Genomic DNA, 19,042 nt, shown 5'->3' on the forward strand with positions numbered 1-19,042 from the left:
TAGGAACCACCGCTTCGAGCTATTCTGACTATGGCCATTTTAGGAAAGCGATGTGGACTTGGTGCGGCAGTTAACAGCCATCAATGCCTCGAAAGCAGCCCTTTGGCCTTCCATCCGGCTTCCGCCAATGGCGATTCCGCCAAACCCCTTACCCCAACGCCGCCATTTTATCCTCGGCAATCCGGTCCAGTTCCGCCCGGCTCTTCTTCTCCGATGCGGTCTTCAACTGTCCGCACGCTGCGTCGATGTCGCGACCGCGCGGGGTGCGTACCGGTGCGGAGATGCCTGCGCCGAAGACGATTTCGCTGAAGCTGCGGATCCGCTCGGGGGTCGAGCATTCGTAATTCGCGCCGGGCCAGGGGTTGAACGGGATCAGATTCACCTTGGCGGGCAAGCGATAGTGCTTCAGCAGCCGCACCAGTTCGTGCGCGTCGGCGTCGCTGTCGTTCTTGTCCTTGAGCATCACATATTCAAAGGTGATGCGGCGGGCGTTGTTGGCGCCGGGATAGTCGGCACAGGCCTGGAGCAATTGCTCGATGCCGTATTTGCGGTTGAGCGGCACGATCTCGTCGCGCACTTCCTTGGTGACGGCGTGGAGCGATACCGCCAGGTTCACGCCGATCTCTGCCCCCGCGCGCGCCATCATCGGCACCACGCCCGAAGTCGACAGCGTAATCCGCCGCTTCGACAGCGCGATGCCGTCGCCGTCCATCACGATGCCAAGCGCATCGCGGACGCTGTCGAAATTATACAGCGGCTCGCCCATGCCCATCATCACGATATTGGTGAGCATCCGCCCATCGGGCTGGCTCGGCCATTCGCCCAGATTGTCGCGTGCGAGCATGACCTGGCCGACGATCTCGGCGGGCGTCAGGTTTCGGACCAGCCGCATCGTGCCGGTGTGGCAGAAGGTGCAGTTGAGGGTGCAACCCACCTGGCTCGATACGCACAAGGTGCCGCGATCGGCGTCGGGGATGAACACCATCTCGTAATCCTGCGCGTCGTCGGTGCGCAGCAGCCATTTGCGGGTGCCGTCGGTCGACACCTGCGCCTCGACCACTTGCGGGCGGCTGATGACGAAGCGTTGCGCCAGCCAGGGCTGCATCGTCTTGGCAATGTCGGTCATCAGCGCGAAATCGGTGACGCCGCGATTATAGATCCAGTGCCATAATTGCTTGGCGCGAAGCTTTGCCTGTTTGGGTTCGAGCTGCGAGGTTTCGAGCGCCATCCGAAGATCGGCCTTCGACAGCCCCAGCAGGTCGATCCGCCCGTCGCTGCGCATCGGCAGGGGCCGGGGGACGGGCACGGGATCGATGTGCCCGGGGATGGGCATGGGCGGCGTCGAGACTGTCAGCATCGGCGCGATATAGTCGAAAACGGGGGTGTTCGCTAGGGGGCGGAAGGCCGCACGCACCCCACCCCCGCCGCGTCGATCGCGGTGGCGGCACCCGCCAGGGCGTAGACGTCGGCGAAGGGGGCACCATTGGCGGCGATGCTCTCGACACTCATGCTCCGCCCGGCGCGGATCGCGCCGACGATCGCCTGGTCGGTGCGCGCGTCGGGGGACCAGGCGTCGCGGTCGCCCGCCTTTAATTGGAAGCGTCGCTCGCCGATCGCCAGCGTGACTCGAGCGCGCGGGGTGCGCTGGCGGCTCAGGCGGATGTGGAGCTGGTTGTGCACCTGCTTGCCCGGCCAGGTCGCGATCGAGGCGAAGGCATTGCTGCGATTGCGCTGTACCGGCGCGGCGATCGCGTAGCAGCGCGCCGGCTCGACATCGCGAAACGCCCCCCAGGATTCGAATATGCCGATCGGCTGGCGCGCGCCGCCTTGCGCCAGCGCCAGCGCGAGCGCGAGCAGCATCATGCCGGCGAGCGACCAGTGCCCAGATGGACGACCCGCTCGACACCGCGCTCGATTGCCACCACCGATCCCTGCGGCAAGCCTGGCGCAAAGGGGGCATCGAGCGACGGGGTGGGGGCAAGGCCGGTCATCACCCCGCGCAACACCCGGCTCGAAATACCGTGGGTGATGACCAGCCGGTCGCCGGTATCGGCGGCGGTATCGGCGAGCCAGCCTGCCGAGCGGGCGGCGATCTTGCTATAACGCTCGCCATCGGGGGCGCAGGCGAGCGCGCCGTTGCTCGAATCGAACACCGGCCCCACCCGCGCGATCAGATCGGCATAATACAGCCCGCCCCAGCTTCCCATGCCGATCTCGATCAGTCGCGCATCGGTGCGCGCGTCATGCCAGTCGAGATTCAGGATTTCGGCAATCACCGCCAGCGTTTGCAGCGCGCGCCCGGTAGGAGAGGCCCATAAGGTCAGGCGGGGGGACGGCCCCAGTTCGGCCAGCAGCGCGCGGCCCATTTCCTCGGCCTGGGCAAATCCGGCGCGCGTCAGCGGGGTGTGCGGATGCTCGCCCTGCAGCCGCCGCGCGGCGTTGAAGACGGTTTCGCCGTGGCGGGCGATGAAGTCGCGGCCAGCGCGCGGGGTGGTCGACATGCCCGCCGTTTCAACCCCCTGTGGCCCAAAAGCAACGGATTTCCTTGTTTATTTTCAGTTCATGCAACTTCGCTCGTTCCCACCTATTTGAGCACTCCGCCCGCTGAGTGAACGGGTGTGTTCAGTAATGGAGTTTTGTATGCGTTATGTAATCGCAGCCGCGCTTGTCGCATCGTCCGCCGTCGCAGCCCCGGCTTTCGCGCAGGAAGTGAATCCCGTGTTCACCGGTCCGCGCATCGCGGTGCTGGGTGGCTATGACGGCATCAAGCCGGGCAGCAGCGAAGATGCCGATATCGACGGTATCGACCAGACCGTCGATGGGTTCCTGTACGGCGTCGAGGCGGGCTATGACATCGCGCTTGGTGGCGTGGTGGTCGGTGCCGATCTCGAACTGACCGATTCGACCGGCAAGGTCGAGACGGCTCGCGTCAATCCCAACACCTTTGGCTTTGGCGAAGTCAGCACCGGCCGCGACATTTATCTCGGCCTGCGCGCCGGTGTCCTCGCGACGCCGAACACCCTTGTATATGCCAAGGGCGGCTACACCAACGCCCGCCTTAACCTGTTGGGCAGCGACGGCACGACCAGCTTCGATGAGAATTTCGAGCTCGACGGCTTCCGTCTCGGCGCGGGCGTCGAGCGGGCGATCGGCAATAACGCCTTTGCCAAGGTCGAATATCGCTATTCGAACTATTCGAGCGCGAATTTCGAATTTGCCAATGGCGCGACCACCGGCGACTTCGACATCGACACCGATCGTCATCAGGTTCTGGCCGGCGTGGGCATGCGTTTTTAATAGACGTTTAACCATCGGCCCATAATCGGGACGGCGAGGGGCCGGGGCAGCTTGCTCCGGCCCTTTTTCGCGTTAGAGATACACCCGGCGAATTATCGCGCGGCTGTAGTGCGCGATAGATTAATCGGTTTTGGGCACTGGTCCCGGGGGTTGGAAATAATGAAGGCGACGATCGAACGCGCAACCTTGCTGAAGGGGCTTAGCCACGTCCAGTCGGTGGTCGAGCGGCGCAACACCATTCCCATCCTGTCGAACGTCCTGCTCGATGCGCAGGCGGGCGGCACGTTGCGGCTGATGGCGACCGATCTGGATTTGCAGATCGACGAGACGATTGCGGCGAGCGTCGATCAGGCGGGGGCGACCACGGTGTCGGCGCACACGCTGTTCGACATCGCGCGTAAACTGCCCGAGGGATCGCAGGTCGAGATTTCGGCGGCCGAGGGGCGGATGACGATCGTGGCGGGGCGCGCGCGCTTCACGCTGGCGACGTTGCCGCGCGACGATTTCCCGGTGATCGCCGAAGGCGAGCTGCCGACGGTGTTCGAATTGCCCGCCGATACGCTCAAGGCGATCATCGACAAGACGCGCTTTGCGATCTCGACCGAAGAGACGCGCTATTACCTAAACGGTATCTTCCTGCATGTCGCCGATGAGGGCGGCCCCGGCGGCGGCCAGCCAGTGCTCAAGGCTGCGGCGACCGACGGCCACCGGCTGGCGCGCGTCACCGTGCCGCGGCCCGAGGGAGCCGAAGCGATGCCCGACGTGATTGTGCCGCGTAAATGCGTCGCCGAATTGCGGAAACTGCTCGATGAGGTCGACGGATCGGTCGGCGTGTCGCTCAGCCCGTCGAAGATTCGCTTCGATCTGGGGCAGGCGATCCTGACATCAAAGCTGATCGACGGCACCTTCCCCGATTATTCGCGGGTGATCCCGGTCGCCAACGACAAATTGCTCAAGCTCGATCCGCGCAGCTTCATGCAGGGTGTCGATCGCGTCTCGACGATCGCCACCGAAAAGACCCGCGCGGTGAAGATGGCGGTCGATCGCGACAAGATCACGCTGTCGGTGACCAGCCCCGAAAACGGCACCGCTGCCGAGGAAGTGCCGGGGGACTATGCATCGATGCCGATCGAAATCGGCTTCAACAGCCGCTATCTGATGGACATCCTCAACCAGATCGAAGGCGACATGGTTGAGGTGCATCTGGCCGATGCCGCCGCGCCGACGCTGATCCGCGAGAACGACCAGTCGCAGGCGCTGTACGTCCTGATGCCGATGCGCGTCTGAGCAGGGCTTGGCGTGCCGCTGGCGTTATTGCGCCAGCAGCGCGCTTGCCTTGGCCCGCCCGGCGTCGCGCACGGCCTTTGCCTGGGCGTCGGCTTGCTTCTCGATCAGATCGGCCTGTTTCTTCAGCGCGTCGGCCTGAACCTGTAACCGTTGCGCGTCGAAGCTTTGCGAGGTGCCAGCCTGGTTTTCGAGCGTTGCGGCCTGCGCCTCCATCTGGGCGGCGCGATCGCGCGCTTCGGCTTCAATCGCGTCCCCGCTTTTGTCGGCCTGCTCGCGAATCTGTTCGGCCTGCTGCTGCTGCGGCGTTTGCGGCGCGCATGCGACCGGCAGGCAAAGCGGCATCAGGGCAAGCGCAAAGCGGATCGACATAGCTGGTTCCATCATCGTTCAGGTCACTTCAACACCGATTGGCGACGAAGGTTGCGTGTCCGTTCCAACCTATTGTTTCCGTCGAGCCGGGCAAGTCGCTAACACCCGCCCAAGATGCTGACCCGCCTGGCCCTTACCGACTTTCGCAATCATCAGAATGCGACGCTGACCCCTGGCATGGGGTTTGTGGTGCTGACCGGCGAAAATGGCGCGGGCAAGACCAATGTGCTCGAGGCGGTGTCGCTGCTGGCACCGGGCAAGGGGCTTCGCCGCGCCGGATTTGGCGAAATGGCGCGGCAGGGCGGGGCGGGCGGTTTTGGCGTGGCGGCGACGTTTGCCGGCGAGGTTGAGCTTGGCACCGGGGTGCAGGCAAGCGCGCCCGAACGCCGCGTGGTGCGCGTCAACGGCGCGGCGGCGTCGGCGAACGCGCTGGCCGAATGGCTGACGGTGCTGTGGCTGACTCCGGCGATGGACCGGCTGTTCGTCGAACCCGCCAGCGAGCGGCGGCGGTTCCTTGACCGGCTGACGCTGGCGCTGGTGCCGGGGCATGCCGCCAACGCCAGCCGCTATGAATCGGCGATGCGCCAGCGCAACCGGCTGCTGGGCGAAGAGGGGCGACCCGATCCCGAATGGCTGGGCGCGCTTGAGGCGCAGATGGCCGAGCATGGCGTCACGCTCGATGCCGCGCGGCGGACGACGGTGGCGGCATTGGGCGAGCGGCTGGCAAGCGAGGCCGAAGGGCCGTTCGCGCGCGCCGGGCTGGCGCTGGAGGGATGGGGCGGCGGCGGCGAGTCGCTGATTCGATCGCTGGCCGAGGGCCGCGCGCGCGATGCAGCGGCCGGGCGGGCGCTGACCGGGCCGCACCGTGCCGATTTGATCGTCACCCATCTCGACAAGGGGCAGGCCGCCGCGCTGTGTTCGACCGGCGAGCAAAAGGCGTTGCTGCTGGGTATCGTGCTCGGGCATGGCGATCTGGTCGCCGCGCGCACCGGGCGCACCCCGATATTGCTGCTCGACGAAGTGGCGGCGCATCTCGATCCGCTGCGGCGGGCGGCGCTGTTCGCGCGGCTGGCCGGCAAGGGGCAGATATGGATGACCGGCACCGAATCAGCGCTGTTCGACGCGGTCGGCACGGCGACGCGCTATACCGTCGAGGGCGGCGTTATCGCTAACGATTGACTTTTGCGCCGGAAGCGAGCAATTGCCGCAATGCAGCGACGCTTTCAAACAGCAGCGTGATTGGTCTCCCAAGACCGGCTCGGCGTCGCACCACCGGCTTCCCATTTCACGCGGGGCGTCATTTTTGACCCCGCCGTCCGTGCGCCCCGATGCGCGCCACCGGCATCCATACGACAGGATTCCCATGTCATTCCAAGCTCTCGGTCTTTCAAAGGCCGTTCTCGACGCGCTCGCGCTCAAAAACTACGACACCCCGACGCCGATTCAGTTGCAGTCGATCCCGCCCCTGCTCGAAGGCAATGACTTGCTCGGCATCGCGCAGACCGGCACCGGCAAGACGGCGGCGTTCATGCTGCCCTCGATCGACCGGCTGGTGAAGGCGAATGAGCGCCGCAAGCCGATGCGCTGCCGCATGCTGGTGCTGGCGCCGACGCGCGAACTAGCGAGCCAGATCGCCGACAGTGCGCGTGCCTACGCCAAATATACCAAGCTCACCGTCGCCACCGTCTTTGGCGGCACCCCGATCGCGCGCAACCGCCGCGACACCTCGGCGGGCGTCGACATTCTGGTTGCCACGCCGGGCCGGTTGATGGACCTGATCGAACAGCGCTGCATGAGCCTGGGCGATGTCGAGATTCTGGTGCTCGACGAGGCCGACCAGATGCTCGACCTTGGCTTCATCCACACGCTGCGCAAGATCGTGACGATGCTGCCGGCGTCGCGCCAGACGCTGTTCTTCTCGGCGACGATGCCCTCGGCGATCCGCGAGCTGGCGTCGAAGTTCCTGACCGAGCCGGTCGAGGTGAAGGTGACCCCGGTCGCCACCACCGCCGAGCGGGTCGAGCAGTACGTCACCTTCGTCAACCAGGCCGAAAAGCAGATACTGCTGACGCTGTTCTTCCAGCGCAACGACATCGAGCGCGCGCTGGTGTTCGCGCGCACCAAGCACGGTGCCGACCGCGTCGTGAAGCTGCTGGCCACCAACGGCATCATGGCCAACGCGATCCACGGCAATAAAAGCCAGCCGCAGCGCGAAAAGGCACTCGCCGAATTCCGCTCGGGCAAGGTGAAGATCATGGTCGCGACCGATATCGCCGCGCGCGGGATCGACGTTTCGGGGGTGAGCCATGTGCTCAACTTCGAATTGCCCAACGTGCCTGAGCAATATGTCCACCGCATCGGCCGCACCGCACGCGCCGGGGCCGATGGCATCGCGTTCAGCTTCTGCGCCGATGACGAGCGCGCATATCTGCGCACGATCGAGAAGCTGACCCGCCACAGCATCAGCGTCGTGCCGCTGCCGGAGAATTTCCAGGCCGAGGCCGAGCGGATCAAGGGCAGCCGCGTCGGGCCGATCCCTGCCGAGCGTCCCGATCGTCCGCGCCAGGAGCAGGGTCCGCGCCGTCCGCGCGCGACTCATGCCGCGCGGCCTGCCGGCGCCGGTGGTGCCGGGCGTCCGGGTGGATCGGGCCGTCCGGGTGGTCAGCGTCGCGGTGGCGGTGGCGGCGGTGGCGGCGGTGGCGGGCGTGGCCGTTCGGGCGGCGCGCAGGCCTAAGCCTTTCGCGGGGGGCGGGCATATCCTCCCCCCGCTTCCTTCCTATTTCGCTTTCGTTACACGCCGCAAATCCCTATATCCTCGGCATGGCAACACCCCCCGAAGAAAATGCATATGGCGCGTCCTCGATCCGCGTCCTCAAGGGCCTCGACGCGGTCCGCAAGCGTCCCGGCATGTATATCGGCGATACCGACGATGGATCGGGCCTGCACCACATGGTGTTCGAGGTCAGCGACAACGCGATCGACGAAGCCCTGGCCGGCCATTGCGACAAGATCATCATCCAGCTGAACGCCGACGGATCGGTCAGCGTCGAGGATAATGGCCGTGGCATCCCCACCGGCATCCACGAGGGCGAGGGCGTTTCGGCGGCCGAGGTCATCATGACCCAGCTCCACGCCGGCGGTAAGTTCGACAATACCAGCGATACCAATGCCTATAAGGTGTCGGGCGGTCTGCACGGCGTCGGCGTCTCGGTGGTCAATGCGCTCAGCGAATGGCTCGACCTGACGATCTGGCGCGACGGCGAAGAAAATTACATGCGATTCGCGTTCGGCGATGCGGTCGCCCCGCTCAAGATCACCGGCCCCGCACCCAAGACCGAAAGCGGCGCCGACAAGAAGGGGACGCGAGTCACCTTCTTCCCCAGCCCCGCCACCTTCAAGATCACCGAATTCGATTTCGACAAGCTCGAGCATCGCTATCGCGAACTGGCGTTCCTCAATTCGGGCGTCCGCCTGTTCCTGCGCGACGCGCGCCACGAGGAATTGCGCGAGGTCGAGTTGTATTACGAGGGCGGCATCGCCGCGTTCGTGCAATATCTCGATCGCAACAAGAACGCGCTGATGGCCGAGCCGATCGCGATTCACGGCGACCGCGACGATGTGATCATCGACGTCGCGCTCGAATGGAACGACAGCTATTATGAGAACGTCCTGGCGTTCACCAACAACATCCCGCAGCGCGACGGCGGCACCCATTTGGCGGCGTTCCGCGCCGCGCTCACGCGCACGCTGAACAATTATGCCGACAAATCGGGGATGCTGAAGAAGGAAAAGGTGTCCCTCACCGGCGACGACATGCGCGAGGGGCTGACCGCGATCGTTTCGGTCAAGCTGCCCGACCCCAAGTTCAGCAGCCAGACCAAGGACAAGCTGGTCTCGTCCGAAGTGCGCCAGCCGCTCGAAAGCCTGATGGCCGACAAATTGGCCGAATGGCTTGAGGAAAATCCGCAGACCGCGCGCGCGATCATCCAGAAGACGATCGACGCCGCCGCCGCGCGCGAAGCCGCCAAGCGCGCGCGCGAGCTTACCCGCCGCAAGGGGGTGATGGACATTGCCAGCCTGCCGGGCAAGCTGGCCGATTGCCAGGAGCGCGATCCCGCCAAGTCCGAACTGTTCCTGGTCGAGGGTGATTCGGCAGGCGGCAGCGCCAAGCAGGGCCGCGACCGGCATTTCCAGGCGATCCTGCCGCTGCGCGGCAAGATCCTGAACGTCGAGCGTGCGCGGTTCGATCGGATGCTGGGCAGCAAGGAAATCGGTACGCTGATTCAGGCGATGGGCACCGGCATCGGCCGCGACGATTTCAACCTGGCCAAGCTTCGCTACCACAAGATCGTCATCATGACCGACGCAGACGTCGACGGCGCGCATATCCGCACGCTGCTGTTGACGTTCTTCTATCGCCAGATGCCCGAGATCATCACCGCGGGGCATCTCTATATCGCGCAGCCGCCGCTGTATAAGGCCACCAAGGGCCGGTCCGAAGTGTATCTGAAGGACGATGCCGCGCTCGACGAATATCTGGTCGAGGCGGGCACCGCGCTCAACGTGCTCGAAACCTCGGGCGGCACCCGCGCCGACAAGGATCTGCGCACGCTGGTCGAGCATGCGCGGCGGATGCGCACGCTGATGCGCTATGTCCCGCGCCGCTACGATCCCTCGATCATCGAGGCGCTGGCGCTGGCCGGCACGCTCGATCCCGCGATCACGCGCGAGCAGCGTACCGAGCGGCTGGGCGAAGTCGTGCGGCGGCTCGACATGGCCGATCCCGAGGCGCGCTGGTCGGGGCAATTGTCCGAAGAGGGCGGCTTCCACTTCCAGCGCTTCTGGCGCGGGGTGACCGACCACCACATCGTCGAAGCTGCGTTCCTGTCGTCGGCGGAGGGGCGCAAGCTCCACGCGCTCGCCGCCGAGGAAGCCGCGTCCTATGACGGGGCGGCCAAATTGGTGCCCGCCAAATCGGCACAGGCGGCGCTCGCCGCCGAACAGGCCGCAGCCGATGCGATCACCGATGCCGAGGATCAGCCGCAGGTAATCGCCAAGGGCGAAACGCTGGTCGGCCGCCCGAGCCAGTTGCTCGATGCGATCCTGCTATCGGGGCGCAAGGGGCTGTCGATCCAGCGCTATAAGGGGCTGGGCGAGATGAATGCCGAGCAATTGTGGGAGACGACGCTCGACCCACAGAATCGCTCGATGCTGGTGGTGCAGGTCGATCAGGCCGACGTCGCCGACGAGATTTTCACCCGCCTGATGGGCGATGTCGTCGAGCCGCGCAGGGAGTTCATCCAGGAGAATGCACTGAGCGTCGCGAATCTGGACGTCTGACCTTTTCTTTCCCGCCGCCCTGATTAGGCCTGATAACAGGCAAGGGCGGTTAGGGGCACAGGTTTGAACTTCACGAAACGCTCGATCGCTGCTGCGGGTTCCGTGGTGCTGATGCTGACGGCAACGCCGGCATTCGCCGAGGACGCAGTAAAGACCGAATCGCATTCGGTGATCGAGACAGTGGGTGAAGGTCTGGCCAGCTTCTTCGGAGGCGAGATCGCGGGCAACCGCACCGCCAGCGGCGAAAAATGCGACCCCGAACTGATGACCGCCGCGCACCGGACCTTGCCCTTCGGCAGCCTGGTGCGGGTGACCGACGCACTGTCGGGCAACAGCGTGATCGTCCGCATCAACGACCGCGGCCCCTTCGTGAAGACGCGCGCGATCGACCTGTCGAAGGCGGCGGCGCGCGAGCTGGGGATCATCGGGCGCGGGACCGCGAAGGTGGTGTTGAGCTTGGTGGCTGCGAAGTAGGGCAGGTTGACAGTAAGTTGATCAGGGGCGCTTCTTTTGAGAGCTTTCCGCCATGTAGCATACGCTAGGCGGGCACGATCGACAGGCAGAAGGTGCGTTGATCTAGAATTGCCCGTTTCAGCGCGATATCAGGCTTTCGGCGCGCGACCATACTTCTAACGGCTTGCTCGTCTTCCTTTCTGATGTGGGCCGCAAGAATAACCGCCTTTAGCGCAGCGGCCGGAAACGCAAGGCGTCCTACCGGCCTGCTGATGATGCGCCATTCGCGCTCATGCTCCCAAAATTGCGCTTTCCGGAGCGTCGTCCTTTCCATCAGTTCTGAGCGGTCGGAAGCCAGCGGTCGGAACACAGTCCGTTCCTTGGTATAAATAACACGATGTGCTTGGCTCATCGGTTCGTGGCTGGTGTCAAACTCCAGGCAGTAGCCACGATGGCCGTCAGAATAATAGGCCCACATAAGCATATCGTCGGGGCGCTCAGCTAGGCATACCACGCCATAGCGCTTTATTTGGTCTCTCCATAATTGGACGCATTGGTTGTCCGTCAAACCTATGCCTGTTTTAATAAAAGTATTCGCTAATGACCGATTTTGAAGTCGGTCGACCCCCGAAACGTATGGCTCTTTGCGTTCGACCCATCGTTCTGCAAAAGCCTTGTGTTCATCAGTAGTGCCAGAACGATCGAATGCAGGGATGCAATCGAATGGATCGTTGAAACTTATCGGGGAGCTTGCCCACAACGCATTGTCTTCGATAATCGCACGGTCGCGGGCGTAAGGTTGAGTGCTTTCATGCCCAAGATCGAATGAGCGATATTTGAATAGGCGATTGGGTGGAAGGTCCAGTACGGACTCAGAATAGGTCACATGAGTCACTCCGGCGTGTTTGTGTGACCTTCGTGAGACTCATCGACCGAACAGCAACCCTAGTGGCCACACCCGAAGCAGGCCGGATGATATAGTAACTATGACGCTACAGGTCATCCTTCCCAGCATGCTACCCCCGCGCCTTCACCGCATACAACGCAATCGCCGCAGCGTTCGACACGTTCAAGCTCTCGACCAACGGGTTGATCGGCAGGCGGGCGATCGCGTCGCAATGCGCCTGGGTGTTCTGGCGCATCCCGTCGCCCTCGGCCCCCAGCACCAGCGCGACCCGGTTCGCGCCCAGCGCTTGGTCGAGCGTCGTCTCGGTCGCGCCCGACAGGCCGATGCGCCAATAGCCTGCCTCGGCAATCTCCTCGAGCGCGCGCGACAGGTTCACCACGCGCACCCACGGCACCAGCTCGAGCGCGCCCGATGCGGCGCGGGCCAGCGCCCCGCTTTCGGGGGCCGAATGGCGATCCTGGGTGACGATGCACAAGGCGTCGAACGCCGCCGCCGAACGCAGGATCGCGCCGACATTGTGCGGATCGGTGACCTGATCGAGGATCAGGATCGGCTGTTTGCTGTCAGCCCCGGCCTCCAGCACGTCGGACAGCCACAGATCGTCGAGCGGATCGACTTCGGCGACCAGCCCCTGGTGCGGCGCATCGCCGGGGACGAGCTTGCCGAGATCGGCGACGTCGGCGAAGGTGATCGGCACCACCGGGGGAATGTCGAGATTGGCCAGCGCCTCTCGCGTCGCCCACAGCTTGCGGACGGTGCGGTTGGGGTTGGCCAGCGCGGCGGTGACCGGGTGACGCCCCCAGAAACGGGGGCGGCCGGCGGGGGCCTGGCTTGGTCGGTGTCCTTTGCGGGCCATGATTACTCTGCGTTGGGGTCGGGGGTGGCGAACGGATCGGTGACGACCGGCTGGTTCGGGATCGGATTGCGCGGCAGCGGCGTGTCGGCATTGGCGGCCTGCAACAGCATCCACGCCAGCACCATCGCCCCCTGCCGCATATCGGCTGGTTTTAGATGATCGAAGGTATCGGCGCCTGAATGATGGGTGATCGATCCATAGTCCAGCGGATCCTGAATGAACTGGAACGCAGGCAGGCCGATCGCCGCCATGAATTGGTGATCGGTGCCGGCGGTGCGCCCGAACACGACGCTGCCCGCGCCCATCGGTGCGAAAGGCGACAGCCACTCGCGCAGCATCGGCACCGCGGCGGCGTTGTTCTCGGCATAGATGCCGCGCAGCTTGCCCGAGCCATTGTCGATGTTGAAATAGGCGGCAAGGTCGTGATAGCCCGGCAGCGGGGTGACCGGATAGCGCGTGGCCTGGTTATAATATTTCTGCGTGCTGTTTTCGGGCGAAGCCGGGGCGGGGCGGCGCGCCAGATAGCGCTCGATATAGTTGATGCTCCCGTACAGCGCCTGCTCTTCGCCATTCCACAATGCGAAGCGGATCGTTCGCTTGGGGCGGACGCCCATCGCCTTCAGGATGCGCGCGGCCTCCATCACCATGGCCGAACCTGCGGCATTGTCGGTCGCGCCGTCGCCCGCGACCCAGCTATCGAAATGCGCGCCCGCCATCACATAGCCGGCGCGCGGATCGGTGCCTGGCAGGTCGGCAAGGATGTTGTAAGCTTGTGGGTCGCTGTCATCATAGGCGACGTCGCTGGTGATTTCGAGCGTGGGGGCAGGCCCCATCGCCGCGAGGCGCGCGAGGCGGCGATAATCCTCGGCGGCAATCTGGACGCCGGGCAGCGAGGGGCTGGCCCCGGCCTTGTGCATATAGCCCTCGCCATGCAGCAGCTTGTTGTCGCGATACGAGATGGTGGCAAAGCCGACCGCGCCCTCGGCCTTCAGAAAGGCGTCGAGTTCTTCGTCGAAGGTGGCGGCGGCGTTGCGGCGCGCCTGGGCGGCGGGATCGTGATTTGGCTCGCGATAGCTGTCGAGCTTGGCGATGTCTTCGCCGGTCATGCGCTTGAAGCCGGGTTCGGTGGCATCGTCGACCGCGCCGGGGGCGGAGACTAGGACGATCTTACCCGCCAGCTTGCCGCGCCAGGCGGCGAAGTGGCGGGCCTTGCTCATCGGCGCGATGATGATCGGCGCGGACAGCGTGCCGTTGGTGGGCGGGGTCCAGGCGATCGGAATCGCGGTGAGCTGGATCGGGCGCGGGGTGACCATCCGCACGCTCGATGCGTTGATCGACCAGCCGCGACCGAAGTCAAAGCCTTCCTTATGGACGTTCGCCAGGCCGAAATCGCGGAACTTCGCGAGCGCCCATGCCTCGGCGGTGCGCATCTGCGGCGAATTGGTGAGGCGCGGACCGATCACGTCGGTCATGTGCTGCGCCAGCACCATTACCTGGCTGCGATTGGTGCCTTCATCGACCACGCGCGCGAACTCGGGGGCGGGCGGCGGGGTGGTTTGCGCGCCGGCGGCGATCGGGGTGGCGACCAGTGCGGCGGTGGCGAGCAGGTGGATCAGGCGCATCTGGGCGTAGTTTCCTTGGTGCAAACGAAGCGTGAAGGGACGCTATTCGCCCCGCGTCATGCGCGCAAGCCGTTGACAGGCGGCAGAGGCTTGGGCATTGGCGCTCGCTCGCTGGTAAACAGCGGCCTGTGTGGACAGGTGGCCGAGTGGTTAAAGGCAGCAGACTGTAAATCTGCCCGTGCAAGCGTACGCTGGTTCGAATCCAGCCCTGTCCACCACCCCCTTATTCACTGACATCCGCCGATGCCCATGGAAATCCCCGATTTCCTAGGGTATTCTGCCCTCATTGGTCCGCCCATAACCGCTCCCGTTCGCCTGCAGCCGGAGCCTAGTGTGGGGACGGTGTGGGGACAGACGGGGCCGTCCCCACATTTTGGTTTTCGCCGGTGGCCTCTGAAAGTGTGGGGACGAAAATGGGCAGTCTTACGGCAGTGGCGGTCAAGGCCGCGCTCGCGAATCCAGGAACCTATCAGGACGGCGACGGACTCTTCCTGAAAGTGAAGAAATCTGGCGGCGCTTCATGGATGGTGCGAGTCCAGCGCGACGGGAATCGTCAGGACATAGGGCTGGGGAGCGCGAAGATGGTGACGCTGGCCGAAGCTCGCCAGAAAGCGCAGGAAATTCGCAAGGCGACCAGGGTCGAGCGGCGCGACGTTCTGGCAGAGCGTAAGGACGAGGCTGCCGCGAAGGTCACTTTCCGTCAGGCCGCGCTCCAGTATCACTCCGAGAACGAGGCGGGCTGGAAAAGCACGGTCTACGCGCGCCAGTGGCTGGCCACTCTCGAAAACTACGCCTTCAAGAAACTGGGTGACATGGCGACCGGCAGCATCACCAGCGCCGACATCATCAGCGTGTTGACGCCGATCTGGCAGGAAATTCCAGACACCGCCCGTCAGGTGCGCAACCGGATTTGCACCGTGCTCGATTATTCCCACGCCAAGGGCTGGCGCTCACGCGAAGCCCCATCGGGCAATGGCAGCCTGAAGGCGGGCAGGGGTCTTCCGCGACAGGTGAAGCAGGCGGAAAACCGCAAGGCCATGCCCTATGTCGCGATACAGGGTTTCATGATCGCCTTGCGGCGCAAGCCTACTTACACTCGTCTGGCGCTCGACCTTCTCATTCTGACGGGCGTCCGCTCGCAAGAGGTGCGGCTCGCGACATGGGATGAATTCGATCTGGAACAGCGCCTATGGACGATTCCAGCCGAGCATATGAAGCGCAACAGGGCGCAGATGGTGCCGCTCTCAGACGCGGCTCTGGCGGTGCTTGCAAAGGCGCATGCGATGCGCCTTGAAGGAGCCGAAGTGGTCTTCCCCGGCATGACCGGCAAGGCGATGTCCAACATGACGCTGCTCAAGGTGATGCGTGATATGTGCGAACCCTACCACGTCCACGGCTTCCGCTCCACGTTCACCGATTGGGCCGCCAACGAAGGCTTCCCCGATGCCGTGGTGGAAGCGGCGCTGGCGCACAAGACGCCCGACGCCGTGCAGGCGGCCTATCGCCGCACCACCTATCTCGGCACGCCGGACCAACCGGGCATGCGGGTGAAGTTGATGGAAGCGTGGGGGCGCTACTGCAATGGCGTGGCAGCTGATCCAGGCGGGGCTGTGGCGCCCTCCTGAGGGCAGGGCGGGGACACCGGCCGAGCATTGCTGCAACGCCCGCCCGATCTTATGCTCACTCGCCTTCTACCGGAAGAAGAGGCGGATCGAGGTGCGACATGATCTGGCCCGAGAGGATCGGATCGAGTTTGTCAGCCTCTTCCAGCGCCCAGCTTTCCCACGCTGCCAATCGCTCGGGATCGATGTCGTTGCGCTGTTCAAGGGCCCTGCGGACCTCTTCGACCAGCACCCGAAGATCCTGCGACCTGCGCAGCAGTTCGCCGCTCATCCGTAAATCGGTGATCCGCTGTTCGTTGAGCTGGCGGATACGCTCCAGCCGCTGACGCTCCCGCTCTTCCCGTTCCTCCTTTTCGCGCTGCTCGCGTCTGATCCGTTCCTCTTCGGCGCGTATCTCGGATTCCTTGAGCTGACGGCGGAACTTGGCTTCGCCCGCGACAATCAGAGACACGGCGATTTCGGCGACGCGGGTTTCGAGCCTTCGTTCTTTTTGATCTTCCCAGGCGGGGATGCCTGTTTCGTCGCACCGGATAACAAGCAGGGTGCTGGCCGGAAGCGACGGATCGGGGACCATGACGCCGGAGCGCATCGTGGTCGGATGCTTGCCGAGAATGCCAATCTTGAGATCGACCTTGGTATCCCCGATGATGACGTGCGGACGGAAGGCGCGCGTGTACTGCTCGACATATATGTCAGCATCATGGCCACGCTTCGTCAGCGCGAGGAAGAGCGCATTCAGCAGTCGAAGTTGTCGCTGGCTGACCGGGTTATCGAATTCAGGCTCATACCATCGGCTTTCCGCCGCCTTTTCGCGCAGGCGCTGCTCGCTCCGCTTGATGCTCGCAAAGGCGGGATGATAGCGCGACAGGTCTTTTGGCACTGTCACCTTGCCGAGAAGCTTGGTTTCCCGCTCACGCAGCTCCTCAAGGTCTTCGGGCACTTCGGCAGATGCAAAGGGACCGCTTGATGGAATGGGCGCGGCCTTCGGAATGAACGGCTCGAATTTCGGATCGATCAACATGCGCCCGTTTTGCCCCGGACGCCGCGCTGGAGGCGGCGGCGGCAAGGCAACTTCGCGACCAGCATGGACGCGGTTCCAGTGACCCTGTGGTGGCAGTGTGACATCGTATTTGCGGAGCATTTTCCTCAGCGCCACATCGCTCACACCAAATTTGGTGGCGAGGTCGCGCATCGGCTCAGACCAGGCGAAAGCGATGACATCCTCCGGCATAGCTCGGTAGTCATGACGCCAGTACCAATTCGACATTTATTCCTCTTGAGCAGACGCCCGATAGTTCGGGCAGGGCCGAAGGCCTGAAGCGGTGCAGGCGGAATTGGTCAAGCGGTTGACAGAAATCCACAATTCTGAATTATTGCGCCGATGGGACGCAGGCCGAGATCAACTTCGGGCGCACTTGCTCTTCCGCCGCAGACAAATGCGGCAGCCGATCTGCATGTCCGTTTTGCTGACGTCGTTGCAGAGTGTTACCGGAGGCGCCTGAAAGGGGACGTCGAAGCGAGCACCAAGGCCATTTCCGAGGCCGCACAGAGCCCGCACATTGCCTATAGGCGGGCATTTCGGATAAGGTTTTGGGCGTCGAGGCTTTCCTGGGTGTTGACGCCCGTTGGCGTGGCAGTTCTCGTAGCTCACTACGCAGGTGATTTTGTCCTCTCGCCAGCCCCTTTCATGCTGGCCTTCATCGCTGCGTTGGCGATGGTTCTGGTTCCGATCGGTTGGCACTCGTGGCAATACGCCTATAGCTTTCCTCAATCTCCTTTGCCGGTTGCTCATGAGACTGACAGCATAGTCGAGACCATTTTTACGGCATTGCAGGCCCCGCAGAGTCCTAGGCTAATGGCGCGGATCCCACTCACCGGGCAGTACTGGCCGCTCGACCAGCGCATTTGTTTCGGACGGCTGCGCTATCTGCTGCTGTCGCGCTTCCGGGAACAGCGCTCCGATGTGACAGCCTTTCCATACCCATGGTACTTGTCTGGTGATCTTTACCTGACCCCGACAGGTGCGGATCGCCTGATAGCGGTGACGAAGCCGCCTCGGAAAGGCGGCACAGGTCGCACCTCGCTCCATGATTATGTCAGCGCCAAGCGGGATGTTTCGCGCAAATATGCCAGGAAGCGTTTGCCTTCAGACCCTGATGCGGCCTGCAAGCTGCTGGAAGATGAACTGATCGGATGGTTCAAGAAGCTGAACGATCCCTCATGCAAGATCCCCACCAGGCAGCAGGTCAGCAAGCATGCTGCCGAAATCTACCAGAAGCGCTCTGCCAAGGACTGACAGCGGCATGATCGGCAAAAAATTTGCGAAAAAATGAAGCTCGGATTTTGTTTTTTTCGGCATTGATTTTCATTTATTTCATTTATTAGTTCGGCACTTTCAGTGGCTTGGTTTATTGCTCCGAGCTTGGGCGAACCTGTGCAACCTAAGGCGTCTCCCGCCGCGATTCGGCAACCACAGGAGACCAGAATGGAACAGCTTACCGTATCCGTATCGGCAGCCGCCAAGGCCCTCGGCCTTGGCCGGACGTCAATCTACGCCCTCATCAAGCAGAACCGCATCGAAACGATAAAGATCGGCAGGCGCACCCTTGTGCCCACATCATCCCTGCGCCGCCTGATCAACAACGAGGAGGCAAACTGACAGGCGCTCACGCGCCTGCCTTGCCTGCCCTCGTTCCCCACATTCACAAAAGGACAATGCCATGTCTCTCATCCAGAGAGTCCGGGACAGCTTCGCTCGTCCCCTCAACAGCGGTTACCAAACCTACACGTTCCGCATCGACCAGCAGGTCGCCTGCCATCTCGTCCCCATGATCGAGCGCATGGCCGACGGCGACAACGATGCCTGGGCCCTGGTCAACGCAGTGCGATTCCATTTCGCAGACCAGCGCCCGATCATTGCGCTCCACATGGGCCAGGAGGGCAGGGCCTATATCGAGGGTCCGTTCTACAATGTCGGCGGTGAGTGGTTTCCGCTCGGCGCACAGGTGGCGGTCGGTTGCGCAGGCTGGGTCAATCTCGATCCGGTCGAAGCCCGCGATCTTGATTGTGCCATCCGCAAGGCCATCGATGACGCCCTCTATCGATGGCTTGCCGAACACGACCTTGCCGGGCGCGGCACGCCGTGCCGTCAGCCGCGCAACCGCGAACTCGAAGACCATATCGCTCTTCGCCAGATGGCCGCCGCCGCGGGCCGGTTCGAACCGGAAAGCGGGGCAAGCCATGGATGACATGACAGGGCAGGTAACAGGATCGCAGGGCTTCGGCTCTG

At 63.6% G+C, this 19,042-nt stretch carries 18 protein-coding genes and 1 tRNA gene; 11 read left to right on the forward strand and 8 right to left on the reverse strand.

The window, feature by feature from the left end; genetic code table 11:
* Positions 1–148: 148 nt before the first annotated feature.
* Genes rlmN through QU44_RS12660 form a run of 3 tightly spaced genes read right to left on the reverse strand, consistent with a single transcriptional unit; the run spans position 149 to position 2,501 of the window.
* Positions 149–1,333, reverse strand: coding sequence for a 23S rRNA (adenine(2503)-C(2))-methyltransferase RlmN (gene rlmN, locus QU44_RS12650; protein ID WP_156141162.1), 1,185 nt, complete (start codon positions 1,331–1,333; stop codon positions 149–151).
* A gap of 56 nt (positions 1,334–1,389) precedes the next feature.
* Positions 1,390–1,863 carry a hypothetical protein gene (locus QU44_RS12655; protein ID WP_033922642.1) on the reverse strand — a complete coding sequence of 158 codons (474 nt, stop codon included), beginning with the start codon at positions 1,861–1,863 and terminating at the stop codon, positions 1,390–1,392.
* Complete coding sequence (locus tag QU44_RS12660; RefSeq protein ID WP_033922643.1) at positions 1,860–2,501, reverse strand: histidine phosphatase family protein; 642 nt, start codon at positions 2,499–2,501, stop codon at positions 1,860–1,862. Before QU44_RS12660 ends, QU44_RS12655 begins: the two co-directional genes overlap by 4 nt.
* 139 nt (positions 2,502–2,640) lie before the next feature.
* Here QU44_RS12660 and QU44_RS12665 point away from each other — a divergent pair, with 139 nt between their 5' ends.
* Positions 2,641–3,297 (forward strand): outer membrane protein, encoded by a 657-nt coding sequence (locus QU44_RS12665; RefSeq protein WP_033922644.1) that lies wholly within the window; start codon positions 2,641–2,643, stop codon positions 3,295–3,297.
* Between the two features lie 159 nt (positions 3,298–3,456).
* On the forward strand, positions 3,457–4,584 hold the full coding sequence (dnaN, locus tag QU44_RS12670; RefSeq protein WP_033922645.1) for a DNA polymerase III subunit beta: 1,128 nt from the start codon (positions 3,457–3,459) through the stop codon (positions 4,582–4,584).
* Positions 4,585–4,608: 24 nt separating this feature from the next.
* On the opposite strand, the gene QU44_RS12675 is transcribed toward dnaN, so the two are convergent.
* Positions 4,609–4,953: a hypothetical protein gene (locus QU44_RS12675; protein WP_033922646.1), complete on the reverse strand. Its 345-nt coding sequence runs from the start codon at positions 4,951–4,953 to the stop codon at positions 4,609–4,611.
* A 114-nt stretch (positions 4,954–5,067) separates the two neighbouring features.
* Here QU44_RS12675 and recF point away from each other — a divergent pair, with 114 nt between their 5' ends.
* From recF to QU44_RS12695, 4 genes are all read left to right on the forward strand, one after another.
* The gene (recF, locus tag QU44_RS12680) at positions 5,068–6,132 is read left to right on the forward strand and encodes a DNA replication/repair protein RecF (protein WP_033922647.1); all 1,065 of its coding nucleotides are present in this window, start codon (positions 5,068–5,070) and stop codon (positions 6,130–6,132) included.
* A gap of 184 nt (positions 6,133–6,316) precedes the next feature.
* On the forward strand, positions 6,317–7,687 hold the full coding sequence (locus QU44_RS12685; RefSeq protein ID WP_033922648.1) for a DEAD/DEAH box helicase: 1,371 nt from the start codon (positions 6,317–6,319) through the stop codon (positions 7,685–7,687).
* 86 nt (positions 7,688–7,773) lie between these two features.
* Positions 7,774–10,293: a DNA topoisomerase (ATP-hydrolyzing) subunit B gene (gene gyrB / locus QU44_RS12690; protein ID WP_033922649.1), complete on the forward strand. Its 2,520-nt coding sequence runs from the start codon at positions 7,774–7,776 to the stop codon at positions 10,291–10,293.
* A 63-nt stretch (positions 10,294–10,356) separates the two neighbouring features.
* On the forward strand, positions 10,357–10,767 hold the full coding sequence (locus QU44_RS12695) for a septal ring lytic transglycosylase RlpA family protein (protein WP_231621737.1): 411 nt from the start codon (positions 10,357–10,359) through the stop codon (positions 10,765–10,767).
* 64 nt (positions 10,768–10,831) lie between these two features.
* On the opposite strand, the gene QU44_RS18285 is transcribed toward QU44_RS12695, so the two are convergent.
* From QU44_RS18285 to QU44_RS12710, 3 genes are all read right to left on the reverse strand, one after another.
* Positions 10,832–11,632, reverse strand: coding sequence for a DUF2971 domain-containing protein (locus QU44_RS18285; RefSeq protein WP_156141164.1), 801 nt, complete (start codon positions 11,630–11,632; stop codon positions 10,832–10,834).
* Positions 11,633–11,762: 130 nt separating this feature from the next.
* Complete coding sequence (rlmB, locus tag QU44_RS12705) at positions 11,763–12,509, reverse strand: 23S rRNA (guanosine(2251)-2'-O)-methyltransferase RlmB (RefSeq protein WP_033922651.1); 747 nt, start codon at positions 12,507–12,509, stop codon at positions 11,763–11,765.
* 2 nt (positions 12,510–12,511) lie between these two features.
* Positions 12,512–14,131 (reverse strand): M20/M25/M40 family metallo-hydrolase, encoded by a 1,620-nt coding sequence (locus QU44_RS12710; RefSeq protein ID WP_033922652.1) that lies wholly within the window; start codon positions 14,129–14,131, stop codon positions 12,512–12,514.
* Between the two features lie 132 nt (positions 14,132–14,263).
* Between QU44_RS12710 and QU44_RS12715 the strand changes: the two genes are divergently transcribed.
* Together QU44_RS12715 and QU44_RS12720 are read left to right on the forward strand one after the other, a co-directional pair.
* Positions 14,264–14,349, forward strand: a tRNA-Tyr gene (locus QU44_RS12715).
* 195 nt (positions 14,350–14,544) lie between these two features.
* Complete coding sequence (locus QU44_RS12720) at positions 14,545–15,756, forward strand: tyrosine-type recombinase/integrase (protein ID WP_033922653.1); 1,212 nt, start codon at positions 14,545–14,547, stop codon at positions 15,754–15,756.
* 55 nt (positions 15,757–15,811) lie between these two features.
* On the opposite strand, the gene QU44_RS12725 is transcribed toward QU44_RS12720, so the two are convergent.
* Positions 15,812–17,020, reverse strand: a complete 1,209-nt coding sequence (locus tag QU44_RS12725) for a hypothetical protein (RefSeq protein WP_033922654.1) — start codon at positions 17,018–17,020, stop codon at positions 15,812–15,814.
* 420 nt (positions 17,021–17,440) lie between these two features.
* Here QU44_RS12725 and QU44_RS12730 point away from each other — a divergent pair, with 420 nt between their 5' ends.
* The 3 genes from QU44_RS12730 (at position 17,441) to QU44_RS12740 (ending at position 19,001) form a co-directional block, all read left to right on the forward strand.
* Positions 17,441–18,049: a hypothetical protein gene (locus tag QU44_RS12730; protein WP_033922655.1), complete on the forward strand. Its 609-nt coding sequence runs from the start codon at positions 17,441–17,443 to the stop codon at positions 18,047–18,049.
* Between the two features lie 189 nt (positions 18,050–18,238).
* Entirely contained in the window at positions 18,239–18,412 is a 174-nt protein-coding gene (locus QU44_RS12735; protein ID WP_033922671.1) for a helix-turn-helix domain-containing protein, read from the forward strand.
* 61 nt (positions 18,413–18,473) lie between these two features.
* The gene (locus tag QU44_RS12740; protein WP_156141166.1) at positions 18,474–19,001 is read left to right on the forward strand and encodes a hypothetical protein; all 528 of its coding nucleotides are present in this window, start codon (positions 18,474–18,476) and stop codon (positions 18,999–19,001) included.
* Positions 19,002–19,042 lie beyond the last annotated feature (41 nt).

The organism is Sphingomonas sp. 37zxx, from assembly GCF_000786205.1.
In the GTDB taxonomy this organism is placed as follows: domain Bacteria; phylum Pseudomonadota; class Alphaproteobacteria; order Sphingomonadales; family Sphingomonadaceae; genus Sphingomonas.